Annotated in this window: 17 protein-coding genes and 1 tRNA gene; 4 read left to right on the forward strand and 14 right to left on the reverse strand. The window is 49.7% G+C overall.

Annotated features, from left to right (window positions below; translation table 11 throughout):
• The first annotated feature begins 153 nt into the window (after positions 1-153).
• On the forward strand, positions 154-1728 hold the full coding sequence (locus RDN79_RS08935; protein ID WP_298552947.1) for a sulfatase: 1575 nt from the start codon (positions 154-156) through the stop codon (positions 1726-1728).
• 66 nt (positions 1729-1794) lie between these two features.
• Here the strand turns inward: RDN79_RS08935 and RDN79_RS08940 are convergent.
• Positions 1795-1868 (reverse strand) — tRNA-Ala (locus tag RDN79_RS08940).
• Between the two features lie 84 nt (positions 1869-1952).
• Here RDN79_RS08940 and RDN79_RS08945 point away from each other — a divergent pair.
• On the forward strand, positions 1953-2267 hold the full coding sequence (locus tag RDN79_RS08945; RefSeq protein WP_298552948.1) for a DUF4286 family protein: 315 nt from the start codon (positions 1953-1955) through the stop codon (positions 2265-2267).
• A complete protein-coding gene (gene ruvC, locus RDN79_RS08950) occupies positions 2264-2821 on the forward strand; it encodes a crossover junction endodeoxyribonuclease RuvC (RefSeq protein WP_298552949.1) in 558 nt (185 codons plus the stop codon). Before RDN79_RS08945 ends, ruvC begins: the two co-directional genes overlap by 4 nt.
• A gap of 81 nt (positions 2822-2902) precedes the next feature.
• On the opposite strand, the gene gdhA is transcribed toward ruvC, so the two are convergent.
• Positions 2903-4237, reverse strand: coding sequence for an NADP-specific glutamate dehydrogenase (gdhA, locus tag RDN79_RS08955; protein WP_298552950.1), 1335 nt, complete (start codon positions 4235-4237; stop codon positions 2903-2905).
• A gap of 372 nt (positions 4238-4609) precedes the next feature.
• On the opposite strand from gdhA, the gene RDN79_RS08960 reads away from it, so the two are divergent.
• A complete protein-coding gene (locus tag RDN79_RS08960) occupies positions 4610-7591 on the forward strand; it encodes a PEP/pyruvate-binding domain-containing protein (RefSeq protein WP_298552951.1) in 2982 nt (993 codons plus the stop codon).
• A 193-nt stretch (positions 7592-7784) separates the two neighbouring features.
• Here the strand turns inward: RDN79_RS08960 and RDN79_RS08965 are convergent, their stop codons facing one another.
• The 12 genes from RDN79_RS08965 to RDN79_RS09020 all read right to left on the reverse strand — a co-directional run bounded on the left by RDN79_RS08965 (position 7785) and on the right by RDN79_RS09020 (position 23131).
• Entirely contained in the window at positions 7785-8780 is a 996-nt protein-coding gene (locus RDN79_RS08965; RefSeq protein ID WP_298552953.1) for a metallophosphoesterase family protein, read from the reverse strand.
• A 656-nt stretch (positions 8781-9436) separates the two neighbouring features.
• Positions 9437-10177, reverse strand: coding sequence for a nucleotidyltransferase family protein (locus tag RDN79_RS08970; protein WP_298552954.1), 741 nt, complete (start codon positions 10175-10177; stop codon positions 9437-9439).
• Positions 10174-11604: a phosphotransferase gene (locus RDN79_RS08975; RefSeq protein ID WP_298552955.1), complete on the reverse strand. Its 1431-nt coding sequence runs from the start codon at positions 11602-11604 to the stop codon at positions 10174-10176. The genes RDN79_RS08970 and RDN79_RS08975 overlap by 4 nt, the downstream gene beginning before the upstream one ends.
• Before the next feature lie 175 nt (positions 11605-11779).
• On the reverse strand, positions 11780-13114 hold the full coding sequence (locus RDN79_RS08980; RefSeq protein WP_298552956.1) for an NADP-specific glutamate dehydrogenase: 1335 nt from the start codon (positions 13112-13114) through the stop codon (positions 11780-11782).
• Positions 13115-13287: 173 nt separating this feature from the next.
• Entirely contained in the window at positions 13288-13470 is a 183-nt protein-coding gene (locus RDN79_RS08985) for a hypothetical protein (RefSeq protein ID WP_308573163.1), read from the reverse strand.
• A gap of 13 nt (positions 13471-13483) precedes the next feature.
• Positions 13484-13873, reverse strand: a complete 390-nt coding sequence (locus RDN79_RS08990) for a DUF2007 domain-containing protein (RefSeq protein ID WP_298552957.1) — start codon at positions 13871-13873, stop codon at positions 13484-13486.
• A 29-nt stretch (positions 13874-13902) separates the two neighbouring features.
• Positions 13903-15279 carry a protoporphyrinogen oxidase gene (hemG, locus tag RDN79_RS08995; protein ID WP_298552958.1) on the reverse strand — a complete coding sequence of 459 codons (1377 nt, stop codon included), beginning with the start codon at positions 15277-15279 and terminating at the stop codon, positions 13903-13905.
• Positions 15280-15283: 4 nt separating this feature from the next.
• A complete protein-coding gene (gene hemN / locus RDN79_RS09000) occupies positions 15284-16651 on the reverse strand; it encodes an oxygen-independent coproporphyrinogen III oxidase (RefSeq protein WP_298552959.1) in 1368 nt (455 codons plus the stop codon).
• Positions 16648-17853, reverse strand: coding sequence for an MFS transporter (locus RDN79_RS09005; RefSeq protein ID WP_298552960.1), 1206 nt, complete (start codon positions 17851-17853; stop codon positions 16648-16650). The genes hemN and RDN79_RS09005 overlap by 4 nt, the downstream gene beginning before the upstream one ends.
• A gap of 205 nt (positions 17854-18058) precedes the next feature.
• Positions 18059-20140 carry a TonB-dependent receptor gene (locus tag RDN79_RS09010; protein WP_298552962.1) on the reverse strand — a complete coding sequence of 694 codons (2082 nt, stop codon included), beginning with the start codon at positions 20138-20140 and terminating at the stop codon, positions 18059-18061.
• Between the two features lie 3 nt (positions 20141-20143).
• Complete coding sequence (locus tag RDN79_RS09015; protein WP_298552963.1) at positions 20144-22468, reverse strand: TonB-dependent receptor; 2325 nt, start codon at positions 22466-22468, stop codon at positions 20144-20146.
• A gap of 84 nt (positions 22469-22552) precedes the next feature.
• On the reverse strand, positions 22553-23131 hold the full coding sequence (locus RDN79_RS09020) for a LuxR C-terminal-related transcriptional regulator (protein ID WP_298552964.1): 579 nt from the start codon (positions 23129-23131) through the stop codon (positions 22553-22555).
• Position 23132 lies beyond the last annotated feature (1 nt).

Consider the following 23132-nt stretch of genomic DNA (forward strand, 5'->3'; position numbering starts at 1 on the left):
TAAATCCGTGAAATCCGTGCCTAAATTATGTCTATTGTAAGCAGGATTTTCTTTTGACACACCTTCTTTTTTGTATATTTTTTAGTTCGGATAGTGATTATTCCGTTCGCTCTGTTTAATTTTGCCTGATCCAGACAAAAAACATAATGTATCATGAAAACTAATCAACTATTTCTTCTGACGGGATTGGCTGCCGTAGCTCTTCCTGCCTGTGTTCGGAAAGACAAAAAAGAGGTGCCGGAGAAACCTATGAATATTCTCTACATCATGTGTGACGATCATTCTTACCAGACAATCAGTGCTTATGATCATCGTTTTATCGAAACCCCGAATATCGACCGGATTGCCAATGAAGGCCTACGGTTTACGAACAGTTTCGTCGCCAACTCCCTGAGCGGTCCCAGCCGTGCTTGTTTGCTGACGGGCAAGCATAGCCACAAGAATGGCTTTACCGACAATACGAAACGTTTTGACGGCAGCCAGCAGACATTCCCGAAGTTGTTGCAGCAAGCCGGCTATCAGACCGCCGTTGTCGGGAAGTGGCATCTGACTTCCGATCCTACCGGTTTCGATTATTGGAATATCCTGACCGGACAAGGAGATTATTATAATCCGTATTTTATCGATAACGGAGAAAAGAAGCAGATCGAAGGATATGCCACGAACATTACGACTGACTTGGCGCTGGATTGGTTGGACAACAAGCGTGATAAGAACAAACCTTTCTGCCTCTTGCTCCACCATAAAGCTCCTCATCGTACCTGGATGCCGGATACCTGCGATTTGGATTTGTATGAAGATATCGTTTACCCGGTTCCCGAAACGTTCTATGACAAATACGAAGGACGCATTGCCGCATCCGAACAGGAGATGAGTATCATCAAGGATATGGACCTTGTCTATGACTTGAAGATGGCGGATAAGGAAAATGAAATCCATACGGCGACCGGTCTTGAAGAAAACGGCCGTAGCTTGTATAACCGGATGACTCCGGCTCAGAAAGCAGCCTGGGACAGGCATTATGACCCGATCATCAAGAAGTTCAAGGAGCAGAAGTTGACGGGCAAGGCTTTGGCCGAATGGAAATACCAGCAGTACATGCACGATTATCTGCGTGTGATCCATTCCGTAGACCGTAATGTGGGGCGTGTATTGGATTATATGAAGAAGAGCGGTTTATTGGAGAACACTCTGATCGTCTATACTTCCGACCAGGGTTTCTATATGGGTGAACATGGCTGGTTCGATAAACGTTTCATGTATGAAGAATCTTTCCGTACGCCGATGCTGGTCCGTTTTCCTGGCGGTGTTAAAGGCGACATCCCCGAAATGGTCCAGAATATCGACCATGCGGCAACTTTCCTGCAATTGGCAGGCGTTCCTGTTCCCGAAGATATCCAGGGAGATTCTTATTTGCCTTTGTTGAAAGGTGAAAAGCCGGAAGACTGGCGGACTTCCTTGTATTACCATTATTATGAATACCCGGCGGAACACGCTGTGAAACGCCATTATGGTGTCCGTACCGACCGCTATAAATTAATCCATTTCTATAATGATATCGATGTGTGGGAACTTTATGATCTGCAAAACGATCCGATGGAAATGCATGACATCTATAACGAACCGGGCAATGAAGCCTTGATCGACAGTCTGAAAACGGAACTGCATAGATTGCAGAAACAGTACGACGATCCGATCGAGACGGAATTGGCAACGGCGAAGAAATAAGATAGATGGTAATAAAAAAAGGCATTCAGAAATGAATGCCTTTTTTTATTACTTGCCGTAAGATAGTGGAGCATATCGGACTCGAACCGATCACCTTCAGACTGCCAGTCTGACGCTCTAGCCAGATGAGCTAATGCCCCGCGTGACTTATTTTTCAGGTGCAAATATAGGGCTTTTCTTGATATAACCACTATCTTTGCCATAGAATTTTTATAAAAAATAAGATGATTGTTTATAATACGACGTTCCATATAGAAAAAGATATTCTGGATGAAAGCTTGGATTATCTAAAGAAACAGTATATCCCGAAAGCCGTGGACAGCGGGTTTCTGCAGCGGCCATGCCTGCGACGCGTGATGCAGGCAGAGGAGGGAGAAGGCGGCAGTTTCTCCGTCCAGTTTCATGTTAAGAATGTCGATACGTTGAATTTCTGGTTGCAGAACGAAGGAAACAGCCTTCACCGGGCACTGGTGGCCCGTTTCGGTCACAAGATTACCGGCTTTAGCACTTTACTGGAAGAGATAGACTGGGAGAAATGACGAAAGACCGTGTCATATTGGGCATTGACCCCGGAACGATCGTGATGGGTTACGGAGTGCTGAAGATTGAAGGTAATAAACCTAAACTGGAAGCTATGGGCATACTCCAATTGAATAAATACGAGGATCATTATTTGCGGCTCCGCAAGATTTTTGAGCGGGTTTTGGGACTCATCGACCAGTATCATCCGGACGAACTGGCCATCGAAGCTCCGTTTTTCGGGAAGAACGTACAGAGTATGTTGAAACTGGGCCGTGCACAGGGAGTCGCTATGGCTGCCGCGCTCGAACGGGATATCCCGATATTTGAATATGCCCCGCTAAAGATCAAGATGTCCATTACCGGAAACGGGAATGCGGCAAAAGAACAAGTGGCCGGGATGCTACAGCGCTACCTGCATATTCCGGATGCATCCATGTTACCGCAATTGGATGCGACAGACGGATTGGCGGCTGCCGTCTGTCATTATTTCCAGACGAATAATCCGATACAGGAAAAGAAATATACCGGATGGAAGGACTTTATCGCGAAGAACCCGGGCAAAGTCCGTTGAAATAAAAAAAGGATGCCTGTAATTACAGACATCCCCCTTCTCATAGACACACTTCTCTGTGTATTTGACATACACGGAGATCTATACGATACCCTGTGCCATCATCGCTTTGGCAACTTTCATGAAGCCCGCAATGTTTGCGCCTTTCACATAGTTGATATATTGATCTTCTTTTCCGTGTTCGACGCATTGCTGGTGGATGGCGCTCATGATCTGATGCAGTTTGGCATCGACTTCGGCAGCCGTCCAGGAAATATGCATGGCGTTCTGAGTCATTTCCAGGCCGGAAGTGGCGACACCGCCGGCATTGACAGCCTTGCCCGGAGCAAAGAGTTGTTTGTGTTCGATGAACAGGTCGACAGCTTCGGCCGTACATCCCATGTTGGACACTTCGGCTACGCATAATGTCTTGTTCTCGATCAGCTTGCGTGCATCGTCTGCGTCCAGTTCGTTCTGGGTGGCACAAGGCAGTGCGATGTCCACTTTCTGTTCCCAAGGTTTCTTACCGGGATAGAAGGTCGCGCCGGGGAATTCTTCGGCGTAAGGAGCTACGATGTCATTACCGGAGTTACGCAGTTCCAGCATATAATCGATCTTTTTGCCGGAAATGCCGTCCGGATCATAGATATAGCCGTCCGGGCCGGAGATCGTGACGACCTTTGCCCCCAGTTCGGTCGCTTTTGTGGCAGCTCCCCAGGCGACGTTTCCGAAACCGGAGATAGCGACCGTCTTGCCTTTGATATCTATACCGTGAGTTTCCAACATCTGGTGGACGAAGTAAAGGGCACCGAAACCGGTTGCTTCGGGACGGAGGATAGAACCGCCGAATTCCATACCTTTACCTGTGAACGTGCCGGTGTTTTCGCGGGCCAGTTTCTTATACATACCGTACATGTAACCGACTTCACGTCCGCCTACTCCGATATCGCCTGCCGGAACATCGCGGTCCGGGCCGAGGTTACGCCATAATTCGAGGATGAACGCCTGGCAGAAACGCATGATCTCTGCATCGCTTTTTCCGCGAGGAGCAAAGTCGGAACCCCCTTTGCCACCGCCCATCGGCAACGTCGTCAAAGCGTTTTTGAAAGTCTGTTCGAATCCCAGGAACTTCAGGATGGACAGGTTGACAGAAGGATGGAAGCGGATGCCGCCCTTGTACGGGCCGATCGCGTTGTTGAATTGTACACGATATCCCAAGTTGACTTGTATTTCCCCTTTGTCGTCTACCCAAGGCACACGGAAGGTGAAAATACGTTCCGGTTCAACCAATCGTTCGATGATTTTAGCTTTCTCGAATTCGGGATGCTGGTTGTACACTTCTTCAATTGAAAGAAGAACTTCTTTTACTGCTTGCAAATACTCCTTTTCGCCCGGATGCTTTGCTTCCAGTGCTGATAAGATTGCTTCTGTCTTCATAGTATATAATTTCTTTTTAAGATAACATTATGTTTGCAAATGTAGGGAATAACCTGGGTTGACCAAATGTTTTGCTTACTTTTTGATAATCGTTCCTTATGTTATTGAACAATGTTCTTTAAGTGAAATTCCGGCTTTCCCTCGATGGGATCCCGGCTTCCCTTTGTGCCGGGGAATGTGCGATACCGTTGGCAGAGCCGTTTCCCTGCCATGAAACATTAGTTCCCTGCCTGTGAAACATTAGTTTCATGCCTATGGAACTTTTGTTTCATGCTTGTGGAACTGATTCGGCACTTGCTCAAATCTTGTCACAGGCTTTCGGTTGATTGTTTTTTTCCTTACATTTGGGGCTGTTAATTCTATCAAATCATTATGAGCGGAATACCGGACTTTAAGAACCTTGTGTTTAAGGACACATCATTCGCCAATCTGATGAATAAGCGTATATATAATGTATTGCTTATCGCTACTAAATATGACGCCTTCATGCTGGAGGACGATGGGCGGGTGGACGAGCAGATATTCAATGAATATACGTCGCTCAGCCTTCGTTACCCGCCGCGTTTTACACAAGTGACGACAGAGGAGGAGGCGCTTGCCGAGTTGAAAAACCGTAATTTCGAACTGATCATCTGCATGCCGAATATGGATAACCGTGATATTTTCGCGGCGGCGACGGAGATCAAGATTCATTACCCCAATATACCGATCGTAGTCCTCACCCCTTTCTCGAAAGAGGTGTCCAAACGGATTGCCAATGAAGATTTGAGCGCGATCGACTATGTGTTCAGCTGGTTGGGAAATGCGGAGCTGCTGCTTGCCATCATCAAGCTGATCGAGGACAAGATGAATGCGCCGGATGATACGGCGAGCGTCGGTGTCCAGATTATCCTGTTGGTGGAAGATTCCGTCCGTTTCTACTCTTCGGCTTTGCCGCACCTGTATAAGTTCGTGCTGGAACAGAGCCAGATGTTTGCGAAGGAGGCGCTGAACGACCACCAGCGTACGCTCCGTATGCGCGGGCGTCCCAAGATCAAGCTGGCGCGTACTTATGAGGAGGCTGTCCGCATTTTTAACCAGTACCGCGATAATATGTTGGGGATCATCTCGGACATGAGCTTCATGCACGATGGCGTGAAAGATCCCTACGCCGGGTACAAGTTCGGACAGTATGTGCGGAAGACGGGCCTGATCATTCCTTTCGTGCTCGAATCGTCGGAGGCGGGCAATAAAGTATATGCAAAGGAGTTGGGAGCTTCTTTTATCGACAAGAATTCCAAGAGTTACCCGCAGGATCTGAGGAAGAAGATCATGCAGCGTTTCGGTTTCGGCGACTTCGTCATCCTGAATCCGCAGACGAAGGAAGAGATCATGCGCATTAAGGATTTGAAGGATTTGCAAAAGAAGGTCTTTCAGATACCGGACGATTCGCTGGTTTACCACCTGAGCCGTAACCATTTCTCCCGCTTTTTCTATTCCCGTGCCATGTTTCCGCCGGCAGAGGTGCTGAAACGTGTGGATGTGAGCGACTATAAGGATATGGATGAGGCGCGTAAGTTGATTTTCGACCTGATTGTACAGTACCGCCGGATGAAGAACTCCGGTGTCGTTGCGGTCTACCAGAAGGAGCGTTTCGACGAATACAGCAACTTTGCCCGTATAGGCGACGGTTCGTTAGGAGGAAAGGGCAGAGGCCTGGCGTTCATCGGGGCGATGGTGAAGCGTTATCCCAAGTTGGAACACGATCATTTTGCGGTGACCATTCCGAAGACGGTCGTGATCTGTACGGATATCTTCGACGAGTTTATGGAGACAAACGAACTGTATCCGGTCGCTTTGAGTGATGTGGATGATGAGACGATCTTGAAATATTTCCTGCGTGCCAGCCTTCCCGCCCGTCTGATTGAAGACCTGATGGCGTTTTTCGATGTTGTCAAAAGCCCGATTGCCGTCCGTTCGTCCAGCCTTTTGGAAGATTCCCATTATCAACCGTTCGCAGGGATTTATTCTACCTATATGGTACCCAAACTGGAAGATAAATATGATATGCTCCGTACGTTAAGCGATGCTATAAAAGCGGTCTACGCTTCTGTCTTTTATCGTGACAGTAAAGCATATATGACGGCAACATCGAACCTTATCGACCAGGAAAAGATGGCGATCGTTTTACAGGAAGTGGTGGGGAACCGATACGACGATCGTTTCTATCCGACTATTTCCGGCGTCGCGCGTTCATTGAATTTCTACCCGATTGGAAACGAAAAGGCGGAAGACGGGATTGCTAATATTGCTTTAGGGCTTGGCAAGTATATCGTGGACGGGGGGCAGACGTTGCGTTTTTCTCCCCGCCATCCTCATAATATTTTGCAGATGAGCACGATGGACTTTGCGCTGCGTGAGACGCAGACGCGTTATTACGCACTCGACCTGAAGAACCTGACAGAGCAATTCTCCGTTGACGATTCGTTTAACCTGCTTTGCCTGAACCTGAAAGATGCCGATGCTGACGGTTCGTTGAAGTTCATTGTCTCGACCTACGATCCTTATGACCAGATCATTCGTGACGGTTACTATCCCGGCGGCCGCAAGATATTGTCTTTCGTCAATATCCTTCAGCATGACGTGTTCCCGCTTGCCGATACGCTTGACCAGATTCTGCATGTCGGGCAGGATGAGATGGGGCGTCCCGTCGAGATTGAATTTGCGGTTAATATCGATCCGCAGAACCTTGCCACTGGTAAGGGCGGCGCCCCTACCGCCACTTTCTATCTGCTTCAGATCCGCCCGATCGTGGACAACAAGGAGGTGATGGAAGAAGACTTGACACTCGTCGGTCAGGAGGATACGATACTCTCGTCGACCAGTGTCCTGGGGCATGGCATCGTGACGGATGTGCAAGACATTATATATGTGAAGACCGGAGCTTTCAGCTCTTCCAACAACCAGTTGATCGCTTACGACATCGAGAAGATGAACCGCGGGTTCACTGCAGAGGAAAAGAATTATGTGTTGGTCGGTCCCGGCCGTTGGGGCAGCAGCGATTCCTGGCTGGGCATTCCGGTGAAATGGCCGCATATCAGCAATGCCCGCGTCATCGTGGAATGCGGATTGGAAAACTATCGCGTCGATCCGAGCCAGGGGACGCATTTCTTCCAGAATCTGACTTCGTTCGGGGTCGGCTATTTTACGATCAATCCGTTTAAGGGAGATGGCTGGTTCGATGAAGGATATCTGAACTCCTTGCCTGCCGTGGAGGAAACCGAATATCTCCGCCATGTCCGTTTCGACAAGCCGATCGTGATCAAGATGGACGGAAAGAAGAGTTTGGGAGTGGTGTTGAAACCTGAAAAGTAATATGATAAATAAAGGAAGGTGTGTCAAAATATAAAATAGAGCGCAGATGACACAGATTCAACAGATAACCGCAGATTTTTATTTTATTGATTTGCAATAATCAATCTGTGTGAATCAGTCTCATCTGTGTTATCTGTGCTCTAATATACAGATTAATGACACACCCCCGAAAACGGTCGGGCTATGTCCTGATTTAGTCTTTCTTTTTGATGAAATCCGAAGGATAGTTTACCGTGTTGATCACTTCCCCGCCTTTCAGGCGAATCCAAGTTTTGAAGTTGGTGGAGCCTTCGGTCATTTCGATCACGCGGGCGCCGTTGCTCAGGTTGTTGTACACCGTGTCGCCGCCGGTATAACGGCCGTATGCAAGCAGGATGCCTTTCCAGAAAACGGCATAGTCGTCGTCATGGTCGTGCCCGACAAATACACCTAAGATATCTCCCATTTCTTTCATCGAAGCGAACATGCCGGAGTTGAGTTGCGGAGCGCACGCCTTTTCCTTTCGTGTGCCGACCAAAATAGCCGTTTCGTCCGATGCGGCCTGGTTGTATTCCGGCAGGGCGATGTGGAAAAATGCCAGCGAGGGCAGGGGAGTGCCACCGTTTTGTTTCGTGTATTTCGCGCTGTTTTCGCGATACCATTGGATCTGGTCGAACTTGATGTAATCGTAGCCGCCTATCCCTTTGATCTGTGAGTATGAATGCGAGTCCAGACAATACAGGATGGCTGCGTCTTTCTTCCCATCGGACGATTTCAGGGGAAGAATAAAGTTGGTCGCCCCTACGACTCCTGCCACGGAATCGGTCAGATTATAAGGTATCGTCTGTATGATATCGAATAGCTGGGTACGGGTAAGTCCCTGTTCGTTGTCGTGGTTGCCGAATGTCACTCCGAACGGTATCTTGCGGTTGGCAGCTAAGTTCAGGATCGTGCGCATTCCTTCCTCTGCCGGCTGACCGTAGATGACGTCGCCTGTGAATAGCACTAAGTCCGGCTTTTCCGCATCCAGCACTTCGTTGATGCGTTCGAGGGAAACGGCAGACTTGGGATTCCCGTGAATGTAGTGTACGTCCGTGAACTGTACGATTTTGAATTTGCCGTCTTTATTGAACTTCAAGGCGGGCTTCTGTGCGTGGCCTGGTTGCAGGCATCCGATCACAAGTGAAAGGATAATAAGAAGTTGTTTCATCTTTAAATGGTTTTTATTTATGAATTGTTTATTCGATTGTGATGTCAAACTGATCTGTTTTCTCATATCCGTATTTCATTCTGTTCCACCAAAGCTCCGGTACATAAAACCCCTTTGACGTTCTTCGTAGCAAAGATATCGAATTATCATGATTGATTCTAATTCGATGCCTTTTAATTTAACGAACAATAACCCCTGTTTCCTGCTTTTTCTATTTCGATCAAACTCTCGGATCATTTTAGTTTGATATTTTGATGCTGTTTTTTCTTTTTTGCTGATAAACGGAAATATGGTATCGGCAGGAAATGAAGAAATGTTGTTTGAGAGAGATGGAAAAGGGGGAATACGATTGCATTTTGGAAAAGCTTAACCTCTTGAGAATGGGCTGTAGTAAAAAAAATGGGCGGCGGCTTTGAATATTTAAAAAGAAATCAGGGGCTTTATGGGCATGAAGACGGTCGTCATTGGCATGAAGACGGTCGTTGTTGACGTGAGGTGCCGAAATCATCGTATATGAAGACGGTCGTCAAGGGGATGAAGACCGTCTTCGTTGCAAAAAACTGCGCACTTCACGGCAGAATAGTCTTTTTGAAGGGTAAAAATCCGGAATTTATGGCTATTCATAAAGGATGTGTCTCCTTGTTAAGGAAACAAAATTATACAATAAGTGTCTGCACCCACTTTTCTGCCATCGCCAATGTCTCCGGTTTTCCGACATCTATCAGATGAAGATTTTCATCTGCATAAGCGTGGATATTGGTTTTTGCACAGATGGACAGATAGAAGTTGATAATGGAGAATTTGCCGGTCCACTCTTCCATATAGTCGAATATTTGGGGAGACAATACATGGATGCCGCTGAATGCATACTCGTTGTATTGTTTCGGATCAAAATCCGGATAAAATGATTTGACTTCTCCTGTCTCATGATTATGCCAACCACATAATTTATTTTCTTTATTGAATAGCAAATAGCGGGAGGTGTTGCGTTTGCTGACCAATAATGTAGCCAAAGGATTCGTTTCCAGATGATGATCGTAAAGTGCACGCAAATCGATGTTGGACAGGATATCGACATTATGCACCAGAAATGGCTCGTTGCCTTGCAGGAATGCAGCGGCGTGCTTGATACCTCCTCCGGTATCGAGCAGGTAGTCGCGTTCGTCGGATATATGTATTTCGATGCCGAAGTTGTTGTTGGCCGTCAGGAAATCGATGATCTGGTCTCCCAAATGATGGATGTTGATGGCGATCTGGTGAAAACCGGCATCTTTCAATTTAAGGATTACATGTTCGAGCATCGGTTTTCCACTGATAGGAAGTAATGCTTTTGGAGTACTGTCGGTCAGCGGTTTGAGTCGTGTTCCCAAACCGGCTGCGAAAATCATAGCTTTCATAATATTGCGTTAAAGAGTTGTTCAATGTTTTGTTCCCTGTGCACGAGGTCTACCCGGACACCGAACTTGGAATGAATATGTTCCGCCATATGCTGGGCGGAGTAGACCGAACGGTGTTGGCCTCCCGTGCAACCGAAGCAAACCATCAGATTGGTGAATCCCCGGTCCATGTAACGTTTGACAGAAGCATCCACAATCTCGTAAGCATGATCCAGGAAGCGGGTGATCTCTCCATCTTCTTCGAGGAAACGGATCACCGGTTCGTCCAATCCGGTAAAATGGTTGTAACGTTCGTATTTACCGGGGTTATTGATGGCGCGGCAGTCAAAGACAAACCCGCCGCCATTGCCGCTCGGGTCGTTGGGGATTCCTTTTTTATAGGCAAAGCTGACAATCTTGACTTTGAGCGTATGCTTTTGAATGTCGTCATAGAATTGGGACAGATTCGTCAGATCCCGTAGTACGGTGCATAAATAGGGATACTCCGGATAATCTTCTTTCAAGAGCTGCCGGAGGTTATCGATGGCGAAGGGGACACTTTGGATGAAATGCGGTTTCTTCTCGAAATATCCCCGGAAACCGTAGGCTCCCAAGACCTGTAAAGTCCTGAAAAGAACGAAATGGCGTAATTGCCGGAAGAAATGTTTTTCGTCTATTTCCGTATATCCGCGTAGCGCTTGCAGATAATCGCCGATCAATTCCTGTCTCAATTCAGCCGGATATTTGGCTTTCGCCTGCCAGAGGAAAGAAGCGACATCGTAGTAGATCGGGCCTTTGCGTCCTCCCTGGAAGTCGATGAACCAGGGTTCACCGTCTTTTACCATCACGTTACGCGACTGGAAATCCCGGTACATGAATGTCGGAGTGCAATCCTGCAACAGGACATCGCTCATTTTCTGGAAATCGTCTTCCAAAAGGTTTTCCTGGAATTCCATTCCGGTAGCTTTCAGGAAACAGTATTTGAAATAGTTCAGATCCCAGAGGATCGAACGTTGGTTGAATTCGGGTTGGGGGTAACATTGGTTGAAGTCGAACCCCTCCGCACCTTTAAACTGAAGGGTCGGCAGAAGCGTGATCGTCTTGTGCAGCAAAGACTTTTCCGTCTCGTCGAAGAAACAACTTTTCCGTCCTTTCTCGATTGCTTGGAAGAGCAAGGCGTCGCCCAGGTCTTCCTGGAGATAGAACGATTTGTCATCCGACCAGCAATAAACCCGGGGAACGGGCAATCCTTTTTCCCGGAAATGTGCGGCCATATAAATAAAGGCATTGTTTTCCTCTATGGAAGTTCCGCTTACCCCGATCAGGGAAACGGGACCTGACAATCTGAAATACCGGCGGTTAGAGCCGGAAGAGGATAGTTCGGTTATATCAGTTGCAGGCGAACCGGTATGTGTCTGGTAAAGTTGTTTTAATTCTTCAGTTATCATGTCTTTTTATTTTCGGCACTAAAGTAACAAACAATTGACAATTGGCAATTGACAATGGATAATTTTCGTCTGAAAATAAAAAAGCGGGCGTAACCGTTGCACCGGAACGCCCGCTTTCTTCATAACCATTAATCTCGAATAGTCTCTCTCTCTTTAGTTATCAATTGCCAATTGATTAAAGGATGCCTTGTGCCATCATTGCTTTGGCTACCTTCATGAAGCCCGCAACGTTTGCTCCTTTCACGTAGTTTGTGTAACCGTCGGCTTGCTTGCCGTATTTTACACATTGTTCGTGGATATTCTGCATGATGCTTTTCAGTTTGGCATCTACCTCTTCGCTGCTCCAGCTCAGTTTCTGGGCGTTCTGGGTCATTTCCAGACCGGAAACAGATACACCGCCGGCATTGGCTGCCTTACCCGGAGCATACAGGATCTTGGCTTCGAGGAAGGCGTCGATAGCTTCAGGAGTAGAGGGCATGTTCGCGCCTTCCGATACGGCGATACACCCGTTGGCAAGCAATGTCTTGGCATCTTCGCCGTTCAGTTCGTTCTGGGTTGCACTCGGCATTGCGATATCGCATTTTTCTCCCCAGGGACGGGCGCCTGCCACATACTTGCAACCGTATTGTTCTGCATATTCACGGATACGGCCGCGATAGAGGTTTTTCAGTTCCATGATGTAATCCAGTTTTGCACGGTCGATACCGTCCGGATCGTAGATGTAACCGTCCGAGTCGGACATTGTCACGACTTTGGCGCCGAGGCTGATCAGCTTTTCTACGGTATATTGGGCTACGTTACCTGAACCTGAAACGCAAACGGTCTTTCCTTTGATGTCGATTCCCTTTGTTTTCAGCATTTCCAGCAGGAAGTAAACATTTCCGTAACCGGTAGCTTCGGGACGGATCAGTGAACCGCCGAATTCGCGTCCTTTGCCGGTGAATGTTCCCGTGTTCTCCTGAGCCAGTTTTTTGTACATTCCGTACATATAGCCGACTTCACGTCCGCCAACGCCTATGTCGCCTGCGGGGACATCCGTGTCCGGGCCGATATGACGCCACAATTCCAATACGAAAGCCTGGCAGAAACGCATGATTTCAGCGTTTGACTTACCACGCGGGCTGAAGTCCGAACCCCCTTTGCCACCGCCCATCGGCAGGGTTGTCAGTGAGTTCTTGAAAGTCTGTTCGAAAGCCAGGAATTTAAGGATCGACTGGTTTACGGAAGCGTGGAAACGGATACCGCCTTTGTACGGGCCGATTGCATTGTTATGCTGGATACGGTATCCCATGTTGGTTTGGATCTGTCCCTTATCATCCGTCCAAGTTACACGGAAAGAGAAAATACGATCGGGGATACAAAGACGTTCGATCAGATTGCTCTTTTCGAATTCGGGATGTTCATTGTAAGCCTCTTCGATTGTTCCTAATACTTCTGAAACTGCCTGATGATATTCCGGTTCATTCGGAAATCTTCTTTTTAAGTTGTCTAAAACTTCACTTGCCTTCATAAGACTGATTTTATTTAGAATGTTATATTTATAATATCAATTTGTTAATCGGCCGTCGTTTTTTCAACGACCTCGCAAAGGTAAGCTAAAATTTTATGCAAACAAATATTTGAAAGAAAAAATGCGATAAAAATATCATTTCGGTATTTTAATCGGGTAAAAGCAATCAAATGTTACTCTTCTCTTCGTCTTCTGCTCTTATAAATGGGAACGAACACAATGATAGCTGACGCTATCAAGGTGAAAACGATGTCGAAGGTTATCTTTTCGTTGTATGCAAGCATCATGTAGCACAAGATTCCCCACAAAAGAGTGATACATACGGCTTGACTATTTGTAATCTTTCTGCGTGCCATAGTTTACATTTGTTTAGTTGGATGAAACAAGCGAGCCGAAGTAAATGACCAAAGCGAGGAATACGGCTACAAGGATGAAAAGGACGATGATTTGCTTTTCGAGGGAAAGATGGCGGAGGAACGGAATGTGACGCGTCCAACCTGAAACGGCTTGGATCTGTTCGTCTTCTTCATCTTCTTTCGGAAATTCGTAACCGTTTGCTTCCAAGATCTCCATTGCACGGGGGACTTCGCTTTCAAGCAGCTCGATGCGGATGCCGCCCATGTCGGCCGGGTACATGATCTGGCTCGTATATTCGTTTCTCAGATAACATTTGATTCCTTCCGATTTCAGGAGGGACTCGAGTATCTGTGCCTCTTCCGGTTCATAGAAACGGGCTATTTCGACTATTTTATCTTCCATATTAATATGTTGTTAATGTAAATACTGATTTACCCGTTTATTAATTTGTTCGCGATTTCTGTTGCCTGGCGGATACGGTCGGCCATGCCGATACCGCCTTTGATGTTTCCGGCCAGCGTGAGGCCGGGGTAGGCCGCTTGCAGTTCGTCGATCGTTTCGAAGCGGGCGCCGCTACTCTGTTCGTATTGCGGAATGGCATGTTCGTGGCGGAAGATACGGATCATATCCGGCTCTGTCTCCTCCGGGAATTTGAGCATGGCATGGAGCTCGTGCCTGATGAGCGCTTTCAGTTCCTCTTCCGGCCAGGTCGTCAGGTCGGCATGCTTCACGCCTCCGATAAAGAACGAGAAGAGAGCACCCTCTTCCGGAGCCCGTCCTGCAAAACACGCGGAGGGGAAAAGAATGCCGAGCACGTCTTTTTTCTCGCAGGAAGGGACCAGGCCTCCGAAGGCATCGAAACGTAATCCGCCAGTGTCGTGGAATCCGACGCTGGCTTGTACGACCGGTGCATAATGCAGGTTACTGATCCGCTCCATCTTTTCTTTCGGGACGAAAGGCAGCAGGTCCGGCAATGTATAAGCGCCGGTGGTCGTGACGATCCGCTCCGCAAGAATAGCCTGTTCGCCGTCGGCTGTCGAATAGGTGACCATCCATTTGTTTGTACAAGGCCGGATCGTGACGTCGGCGGCTGAAAGGGTGATACGGGCCGGACCGATCGCCCCGGCCATCGCATCGGTCAGCTTGTCCAATCCTCCGTCGGCGGAAAATACTTTCTTGCTGGCGAGGCGGTCGCGATCTGTTTTCGGTTGCTTGGCTTTCGCGATGGTTCCGCGGATGAAGCTCCCGTATTGCTGTTCCAGGTTGTAGAGCTTCGGGAGCGCATAACGAGTGACGAGTTTCATCGGATCGCCGGCATAGACACCGGATAGGAACGGGTCTACCGCATAGTGCAGGAACGATTTACCCAGGCGGCGGGCAGCTAATTCCCCGACAGACTCATCCGGGTTATTCCCTTTTGCCCGAAACGGCTCTCCGAGGATACGGAACTTGTCGCCAAGCGTAAACAAAGGAGTCGTGACCGCGCTGAACAGTCCGGACGGGAGAGCTCGGAACCGCTCCCCTTTCCAGATCAGCCGGCGTTTGGATTCTTCGCGGGCAGTCTCCAGTGCACAGGCAGGGGAGAGGGCTTCGAATAGTTCGGCGACTTCGGGATAGGAGACTACACCTGTGTTGGGGCCGCTTTCGTAGACAAAATCCTTTTCGCGGAACGTATGGATTTGTCCTCCGACACGATCAGCCTTTTCGAGGATATGAATGTCTTTTCCGGCGCGGGCCAACCAGAAGCCGGTTGTCAATCCGGTCAATCCGGCACCGATAATCAAAATATCTGTCTGTTGGGGTTCCATTGCGTTATACCGGTTTAGAAAATGATTTATTTGTTCCGAGCATCAGCTTGTCCAGCGAAGCGGCTATGTTTCGGACGAAAAGCCTGCCTTCGGGCGTCATCCTGATTTGGTTTTCGTCGAATTCGATCAATCCGTCTTCTGCAAATTCGCGGAGACGCGCTTCGTCGTAGGCGGTCGCTTGCTTGATGGAGCGGGCGGGGACGGAAAGCAGTTCCGACAATTCGTTCCAGTCGATCCGGTAGTTGCACATCAGCATTTCGATCACTTCCCGTGTAATCTGTTCCTCCCGGCTCAGGAGATATCCTTTGGCGACAGGCAAGATGCCGGCTTCGACTTTCTCGATATACTCCATGATGTCTTTTGTGTTCTGGGCGTAAGCCGTTCCGAGCTGGCTGATCCCGGTCACGCCGAAAGCATAGACCTGGCCGGTAGTGCGGCGTGTGCAATATCCCTGGAAATTACGATGCAGCTGTCCGTTCTGCAAAGCCGTGTACAACTCGTCGTCTTGGCGGACGAAATGATCCAGCCCGATCGGCTGGTAGTCCGCTTCGCAGAGGATTTTGCGGGCCGCTTCGAACATCCGGCTCTTCTCGTCACCGGATGGCAGTCCGGTTTGTTCCAACACCTTCTGCCGGGGGAAAGCCCAGGGCACATGGGCATAAGAAAAGGTGACGAGCCGGTCCGGTTTCAGGGAAACGGCCTTTTCGATCGTTTCGGCAAAACTCGCTTCCGTCTGGTGGGGCAAGCCGTAGAGGAAATCCATATTGATGCGTACTTCGCATGAGCGCAGGGCTGCCACGATCTCTTCCGGTCGCAGCAGAGAGGCTTTCCGGTGCACGGTTTTCAGGACTTGTTCGTTGAAATCCTGCATACCGATACTGAACCGGTTGAATCCGATTTTTGTCAGTTTGACCCAATCACGTTCCGTCATCCAGCCAGGGTGGCATTCGATTGCTATCTCCGGGTCGCAGATATGGCGGAACTCGTTTAAAACATGTGCGTTCAACTCTTCCAGTTCGAGCGCAGGGAGAGAGGTCGGAGTACCTCCGCCGTAATGAACCTGCGAGATCTTGCGTTTCTTGTCGAGCAAAGGAAGCACCAGGTCGATCTCCTTGTGCAATGCCGCTATATACCGGTCTATGGTTTCCAGCTTCGGAAAAGCATAGGAATTGCACCCGCAATAATGGCAGAGGCGCCGGCAGAAGGGAATATGAAAATAGAAAGAAATCAACTCCGGCTGCTGGCGGTTGGATTTACGGATGGCATCCGCATAATTCCGGCTTGTGAATCCGTCATGGAAATAGTTGGCAGGCGGATAACTGGTGTATCGGGGAACCGGCACATTGTATTTTTCTAAGAGTTCCTGTTTCATATCGTACTTGTCTTTTTTCTGAAAACCGTTATTATATAAATGAGGGATATCAGGGCGATGCTTGCCTCGAAGAAGAAGAGCCCGTGATAGCCCGTATGATCTGCAATTCTCCCGCTCAGGATGGCCATCAACATGCCGCTGAGATGCGTGATGACCGTCTGGATCGTGAAATCCGTCCCTTCGCGTCCGGGGCGTACACAGTCCATGGCGGTCGTATAGACCACGATCGTCGCCATCCCGTAGCTACCCCACAGAAGGAAAATCCCGCCATAGAGCAAGGGGGTCGTGGGATGCACGTACGAAAGTCCGAGGAAATAGAGTGTCGCCATCAAGACGAATACCGCAAACAGGATGCGTGCCCTGAAACGGCCGATCCGGCGTACGATCATCCCTCCGGCAAACGAGGAGAGGAATCCGACGAATGTCCCCGCCACTCCGCTCATCACCCCGATCTCTTTCATGTCGTAGCCCAGGTCGACCAACCAAGGCTTCAACATGGCGAGCGTACCGATCAGTCCGGAATAGTAGAGGAAGAGGAAACCGATCTGTTTCCAGATGCTCCGGCGGGCGAAGAAATAGATCACATCGGCCTTTTTGGCCCGTTCATGCGTGTCCTTCGGCTGGATGCGGATGCCTTTGTTGAAGAAGAGCGGCAGAAGGGCGGCGATGACGAACAGCGCGACGCAAGGCAGCAGGCCGTTCCATCCGATCTGCTTGAAGAGCAGGAGCAAGACTCCGCCCCCGATCATCGAGCCGCCGAAACTTCCCATCGACTGCATGCTGTTGGCCATGCTTTTATCTTTCCGGCTAAAGGCGAGTACCGCCAGCGCATCGGTCGCGATATCTTGTGTGGCGGAGGCGATGAAGGAAACGATAATCAGGGCGACGATCGTATAGAAGTCCGTATGGAAATCGAGGAAAGCGACGGCGAAGATCAAGCCGGCGTAGATCAGTTCGGAAGAAAAAATCCACCGTTTATAGTCGCCCGTCGTCACGGCATGGCGGTCTACCATCGGCGACCAGAGGAATTTCAGGATCCAGGGCAGCTTGATCAGCTGGAGAAGCCCGATGGCCGAGAGTGAAAAGTCCTCCTGCCGCATCATGACGGGGATGACGGTGGAAAAGAAACTCATCGGGATCGTCTGCGCAATGTAGAGGCAGAAGAAGGTCGCGAGGTTGTATGTTTTGTCTTTCTGTATCATCAAATATCTTGTTTATCTGTTTCCGGAAGTTCCCGAAACGCTCAAAAATGTTTTTTGGGGCTTTCGGGAAGTCCGGACACCTTCAAAAATGATTTTTTTGGCTTTCCGGAGGTCCCGCTGCCTTCAAAAATGATTTTTGGGGCTTTCGGAAAGTTCCGACACCTTCAAAAATGGTTTTCCGGCTTTCCGGAACTTTCCGACGCCGTTAAAAATTCAGCTGGATATTCCCGCCGATCGTGAACGGCCGTCCTTTTTGTGCCAGGCCCTTTCCGCCTGTCTCGAAATAGAAAGCCGAATAGTCCGCACCGGTCATATTTTTCGCCCAGATCGCAAAGGTAATAAATTCTTTTGTTGCAGATACTTTTGCATTCAACAGTCCGTAGTAAGGTTGCGAAACTTTGTTGTCTTCTTTCCACTGGATGCGTCCCGTCCCGGTGTAGTTCGTGCTGATCGTGAAGCGGTCGATGTGGCGGCAAGGGTTCGGGATCGTATAATCGGCTCCGACGGCAAAGGTGTGGCGCGGGACCATCGGCAGGAAATTGCCGCTATAATCGATGCCTCGCCGTTCATCCTTGTAATCTTTGAAGGTGGCATGCGTAAAGCCGTAGTTCACCTGCACCATCAGCCCGTTGACCGGATTCCCTTGCAGGCTGACCTCGACGCCTTTGCTCTCGCTGCGCCCGGCGTTGCGCAGGAACTGCCCGTTCTGGGTGGCGAGCATCTGGTAAATCTGCTGGTTCTTCCAGTCGATCCAGAAAAAGCAGAACTCGGCGTTCAGGCGGTTGTCGAGGAACGGGTGTTTGGCTCCCAACTCGTAGTTCCAACTGGTTTCGGGGCGGAACGTGCGGTCTTCCTCGCGGTCGAAAGAGGTGTTGAAGCCGCCTGTCTTATATCCTTTCGTCACGGTGGCGTAGAGCATGCCGGTAGAGGGAAACATATATTGCAGGGCGATCTTCGGTGTGACCTGGCTGAACTTGAGCCGGCTGTCGAAGGCGTCCATCTGTTCGCTGCCGCCGTCCGTCTCTTTATAGAAAAGGAAATCGTTGGAGGTATGCTCATAATCGTAGCGGATGCCGAAAGTCAGTGACAGGCCGCGTGTCAGCAGGTTGTCAACGGTGGACTGGTGGTAAAAAGCGACGCCGTAGGCCGGCGTGTCGTACAGCTTGCGTGTCGCATAGTCTTTGGTGAAATAATCGAGTGTCACGGTGTTGTCGATCCCCTGCCAGAAACCGAAGGCGCCGAACAGCCATTTGTAACGTCCGGGAGTCGTCGATTTGATGTTCAGTTCTTCGGAAAACATTTTCTGCTTCATATCCTGACGCGCGAAATAGATGCTTCGGGGAGAGAAATCCTGGTCGATGCCCTGATGGTCCGAGATATATTGGAAGGCGGTCCGGCTGTTGATGCTGTAGCCCGTCCCCTGGTAATCCGCCGAGAAGCCGGTCGTCGAAAGCGTCCGTTTGTAGAAACTGTAGTCGTTGTAGTCGACTTCGCCCGGTTTATGCGTGACCGAATCGCAGACGGCGTAGGGATAGCCGCCCTGGACCGAACGGTCGAACGAACTCATCAGCCCGAGTGCCAGGTTCTCCCGGGGCTTCCAATCCAGGCGGATACGGGCCGATCCGGATTTCATATCGTCTGCTTTCTTGCCGGTAAAAAGATTGGTGAAATAGCCGTCGCTGTTCCGGTAATCGCCGGAGAGGGCATATCCGAACTTTTCACCGATCTTTTTATAATGGGAGAGGGCATAGTCGCGGTGGCCGTAGCTGCCGTTGGAAAGCCAGATATTCGTCCCTTCATATTTCAGAGGCGATTTTGTATAGACGTTGATGATGCCGCCCATCGTGTTACGGCCGTAGAGCGTCCCTTGCGGACCGCGCAGCACTTCGATCCTGTCCACCTCGTTGAAATCGAAATCGAAAGCCGATTTTTCGAAATAGGGGATGCCGTCCACATACAGCCCGACCGAGGGGGCATTGATTTTCGATCCGATCCCGCGGATATAGACCGGCGAGGTCAGTTTCGATCCGTAGTCCGGCATAAAGAGGTTCGGGATAAAGGAACTGAACTCTTTGATTCCCGTGATATTCCGGTTCTGGATGGCCGTTCCCGTCACGGCTGATGCCGACAGGGGTTCCAGCCGGAGGTCGCGCTGTTGCTTGAACGACTGCACGACCACTTCGTTCAGTTCGACATTGCGGATTTTCGCCGTGTCTTTTTCAATTTCTTCCCCTCTTGCCGTATAGGCGAGGCAGAGCAGTATCGGGAGGTAGTAGAATGGTTTCATGTCTTAAAATGTAACGGTGATCTCGCCGCCGATCTGGAAGGGTTTGCCTTTCTGGATGAACGACTGGTTGAACGATTCGAAATAGAACGCCTGGTAGTCCGTGTTCGTGATGTTGCGGCTCCACAGGTTCAGGTTGACGATGCCCTTGCGGACGCCCACTTTGGCATTGACGAGGCCGTAGAACGGCTGGCTGATGTCGTTCTTCTCCGTCCAGAAGATCTTGCCGGCTCCGGTGAACTGGGCGGATGCGATGAACTGGTCGATCATCTTCCGGTGGAGCAACTTCGTGTATTGCAGTCCCAAACTGACGGTGTGGCGCGGCGTGTAAGGAATGAAATTATCCTTGCAGTCCGTTTTCACGATCTGGCTGTTCTCGTCCTTGTCCGTGAAGATGTAATCGCGGAAAGTGGCGCGGGTAAAACCGTAGTTGAGGTCGGCGGTCAGTCCGTCCATGATACGGCCCCGCAGACTCAACTCCACGCCGTAGCTGTTCGCCTTTCCTCCGTTGGTGATCATGCGTCCGCTGCCGTTCTCGGCAAAGCTGGTCAGTTGGAGGTCGCGGATGTCCATGTAGAAGAGGGTCAGTTCCGCACTCAGCCTGTCCCGGAGCAGCTCGCTGCGGATGCCGGCTTCGTAGTTCCAGCTGTGTTCCGGTTTGTAGGAAGCGACATTCTTCACTTCACCCGGTTGTTCGGCTTTGTCGGGAGCGAACTTGGACATCAGGTCGTATTTGGCCTGCGCCTGGACCAGGTCGCCGAACATCTGCACGTTATATCCTCCTGTCTTGTACCCTTTGGCGACCGAGAGATACGTGAATGTTCCGGGCGTGCATTGGTAACGGAGCGAAACCTTCGGCAATACTTGCAGGAAATCCTGCGAGATGTTGCCGTCCATAGTCGTCGTGACCGGGAGCGTCATCTTCATCGGTCCCATTTGCACGCCGATCTTCATGCTGTCCACTGCCGAATGATAGTCCAGACTCGCCTTTTCGTAGTCCAGGCGGATACCGGCGGTGATAGAAAGCCCTTCGACGAAGAGGTGATCGTAGGTCGATTGGTGGAAAGCGGCGAAGCCGTGAGTCGGTGTGCCGAACTTTCCGGGGAAATAGATCCGGTCCAGTTCGTCTCCCTGGACGTTCAGTTTCGGCGCTTTCGGGTTATTCGCCAGTATGTCGTCGAATGCTTTTTGCAGAATGCCTGTCAACCCGTCTTTCTTGAAGACGACCGGACCGTCGGTGTTCAGGCTGTTATAAAATCCATAGGCGCCGAAGCTCCATTGGTAATTGCTTTTTGTATTGGATTTGATCGCCAGTTCTTCGCTCCATGCGTATTGTTTCTGGCTTTGGTGGAGGGTGAAGACAGACTGTTCCGTATAGTCCTGGTCCATCTTCATGTCGTCTTTCAGATATTGGTAGGCCGTGGTGGAGGCGAGGATGAAACGGTCCGTTTTCCATTCCAGGTACAAGCTGTTGTTCAGCGTGCGGCGCCAATAGGAACTCGGATCGTTGATGCGGATCGGCTGCACGGTTCCGGTCTGCGGGTCGTACTGCCCGTAAGGGAAGGCTTTTTGTGTTACATAGTCATAGTTGAGTGCATATTGCGCTTTCAAATGATCCGTAATATGCACTTCCAACTTGAAACGGCCGCCTGCCGATTCCTCTTTGTCTGCCTTTGTGCCGTCGTATTCGTTGATGAAAAAGCCGTCGTTGCGGTCGTAATACCCGTTTAGCGAGATCCCGACGTTTTCACCGATCTTGCTGTATTGGGCGACTTTGGCTTTGGCCGCCCCGTAATTGCCCATCGACATCGTGACTTTTGTCCCCTGGTAATCGAAGGGGGAGAGGGTGTAGATGTTGACGATGCCTCCCATTGCGTTACGCCCGTAGAGGGTTCCCTGCGGTCCCCGTAAAACTTCGATGCGTTGGATATCGTTCAGTTCGAAATCGAAAGCGCTTTTATCCAGGTAGGGGACGTTGTCGACATATAGTCCGATGGATTGCCCGCTGCTCCTCGCTCCGATTCCGCGTATATAAATGGCTGAAGTCATTTTCGAACCGTAATCCGGCATATACAGGTTGGGAACGAAAGCGCTGATATCCTTGAGGGCGTCTATCTGCCTGGCTGCTATCGCTTGGGGCGAGAGGATGGAAACGGCTCCCGGAAGCATGCGGAGGTCGTTCGTCTCCTTTGTGGAAGAAGTGACGATCACCTCACCTATATTATAGGTCTTGATCGTGTCGTTCACATGTTCGTTCACCCGTTCGGCTTTCATCGGTTGCAAACATGTAAGCACGCCTGCAACAAGGACATACAGATAGCGTTGATTCATCGTATTAATTGTAAACTATTAGTATTTTACGATTGCAAAGGAACGGTAAAGATGAAAGGCAATCAATCACTACATGTAGTGATTTTAAAGTTCGATGTCGTCGCCTGAAATAATGCCGTTCATGATGGCATAGAAGGTGAGTCCCGATACGGTTTTGATGCCGAGCTTGGTGGTGATGTTCTTGCGGTGGCTGAGGACTGTGTTCAGGCTGATGTTCAGCTTGTCTGCAATTTCTTTGTTGGTGCTGCCTTTGACGATTAATTGGAGGACATCCGTTTCGCGGGTGGACAGTTCCTTGTTGTTTTCATTGGAAATGCCGTTGTTGTCTCCGGTAAAGAGTTGTTCCAACTGCTCGATGATGATTTCCTGCGAGGCCTTGATCGTGATATGGCTGGTTGCCGATAGTCCCCCTTCGCCTTCGGTCCCGTCGATCAGGACCATCGTCTTGCTTCGGCGGGGAAGGAAAAAGTCTGCATAGAGGACAAATAAAGCGGCATTTGTAAAATAGTAATCGAATGTATCGTTGCCGGAAGTCGAAAATGTCTCGAACGTAGGGTAGTGGCTGATCTCTACCGGGGGAAAATAGTCGGTCAACATGCTTTGCAGGCCGATGCTTTGTAGCGTGTCGGATAATATGATTGCTATTTGCTTGTTGCGATGCATC

It is taken from the genome of uncultured Parabacteroides sp., assembly GCF_902493135.1.
Classification (GTDB): domain Bacteria; phylum Bacteroidota; class Bacteroidia; order Bacteroidales; family Tannerellaceae; genus Parabacteroides.

Bases quoted from the DNA above. Each gene is read 5' to 3' on its own strand.
- RDN79_RS08985 (WP_308573163.1), bottom strand. From the start codon at position 13,470: ATGGCACGCAGAAAGATTACAAATAGTCAAGCCGTATGTATCACTCTT.
- RDN79_RS09005 (WP_298552960.1), bottom strand. From the start codon at position 17,853: ATGATACAGAAAGACAAAACATACAACCTCGCGACCTTCTTCTGCCTC.
- RDN79_RS09010 (WP_298552962.1), bottom strand. From the start codon at position 20,140: ATGAAACCATTCTACTACCTCCCGATACTGCTCTGCCTCGCCTATACG.
- RDN79_RS09015 (WP_298552963.1), bottom strand. From the start codon at position 22,468: ATGAATCAACGCTATCTGTATGTCCTTGTTGCAGGCGTGCTTACATGT.
- hemG (WP_298552958.1), bottom strand. From the start codon at position 15,279: ATGGAACCCCAACAGACAGATATTTTGATTATCGGTGCCGGATTGACC.
- RDN79_RS08935 (WP_298552947.1), top strand. From the start codon at position 154: ATGAAAACTAATCAACTATTTCTTCTGACGGGATTGGCTGCCGTAGCT.
- gdhA (WP_298552950.1), bottom strand. From the start codon at position 4,237: ATGAAGACAGAAGCAATCTTATCAGCACTGGAAGCAAAGCATCCGGGC.
- RDN79_RS08970 (WP_298552954.1), bottom strand. From the start codon at position 10,177: ATGAAAGCTATGATTTTCGCAGCCGGTTTGGGAACACGACTCAAACCG.
- RDN79_RS08990 (WP_298552957.1), bottom strand. From the start codon at position 13,873: ATGGAAGATAAAATAGTCGAAATAGCCCGTTTCTATGAACCGGAAGAG.
- RDN79_RS09020 (WP_298552964.1), bottom strand. From the start codon at position 23,131: ATGCATCGCAACAAGCAAATAGCAATCATATTATCCGACACGCTACAA.
- RDN79_RS08960 (WP_298552951.1), top strand. From the start codon at position 4,610: ATGAGCGGAATACCGGACTTTAAGAACCTTGTGTTTAAGGACACATCA.
- RDN79_RS08980 (WP_298552956.1), bottom strand. From the start codon at position 13,114: ATGAAGGCAAGTGAAGTTTTAGACAACTTAAAAAGAAGATTTCCGAAT.
- RDN79_RS08965 (WP_298552953.1), bottom strand. From the start codon at position 8,780: ATGAAACAACTTCTTATTATCCTTTCACTTGTGATCGGATGCCTGCAA.
- ruvC (WP_298552949.1), top strand. From the start codon at position 2,264: ATGACGAAAGACCGTGTCATATTGGGCATTGACCCCGGAACGATCGTG.
- RDN79_RS08975 (WP_298552955.1), bottom strand. From the start codon at position 11,604: ATGATAACTGAAGAATTAAAACAACTTTACCAGACACATACCGGTTCG.
- hemN (WP_298552959.1), bottom strand. From the start codon at position 16,651: ATGAAACAGGAACTCTTAGAAAAATACAATGTGCCGGTTCCCCGATAC.
- RDN79_RS08945 (WP_298552948.1), top strand. From the start codon at position 1,953: ATGATTGTTTATAATACGACGTTCCATATAGAAAAAGATATTCTGGAT.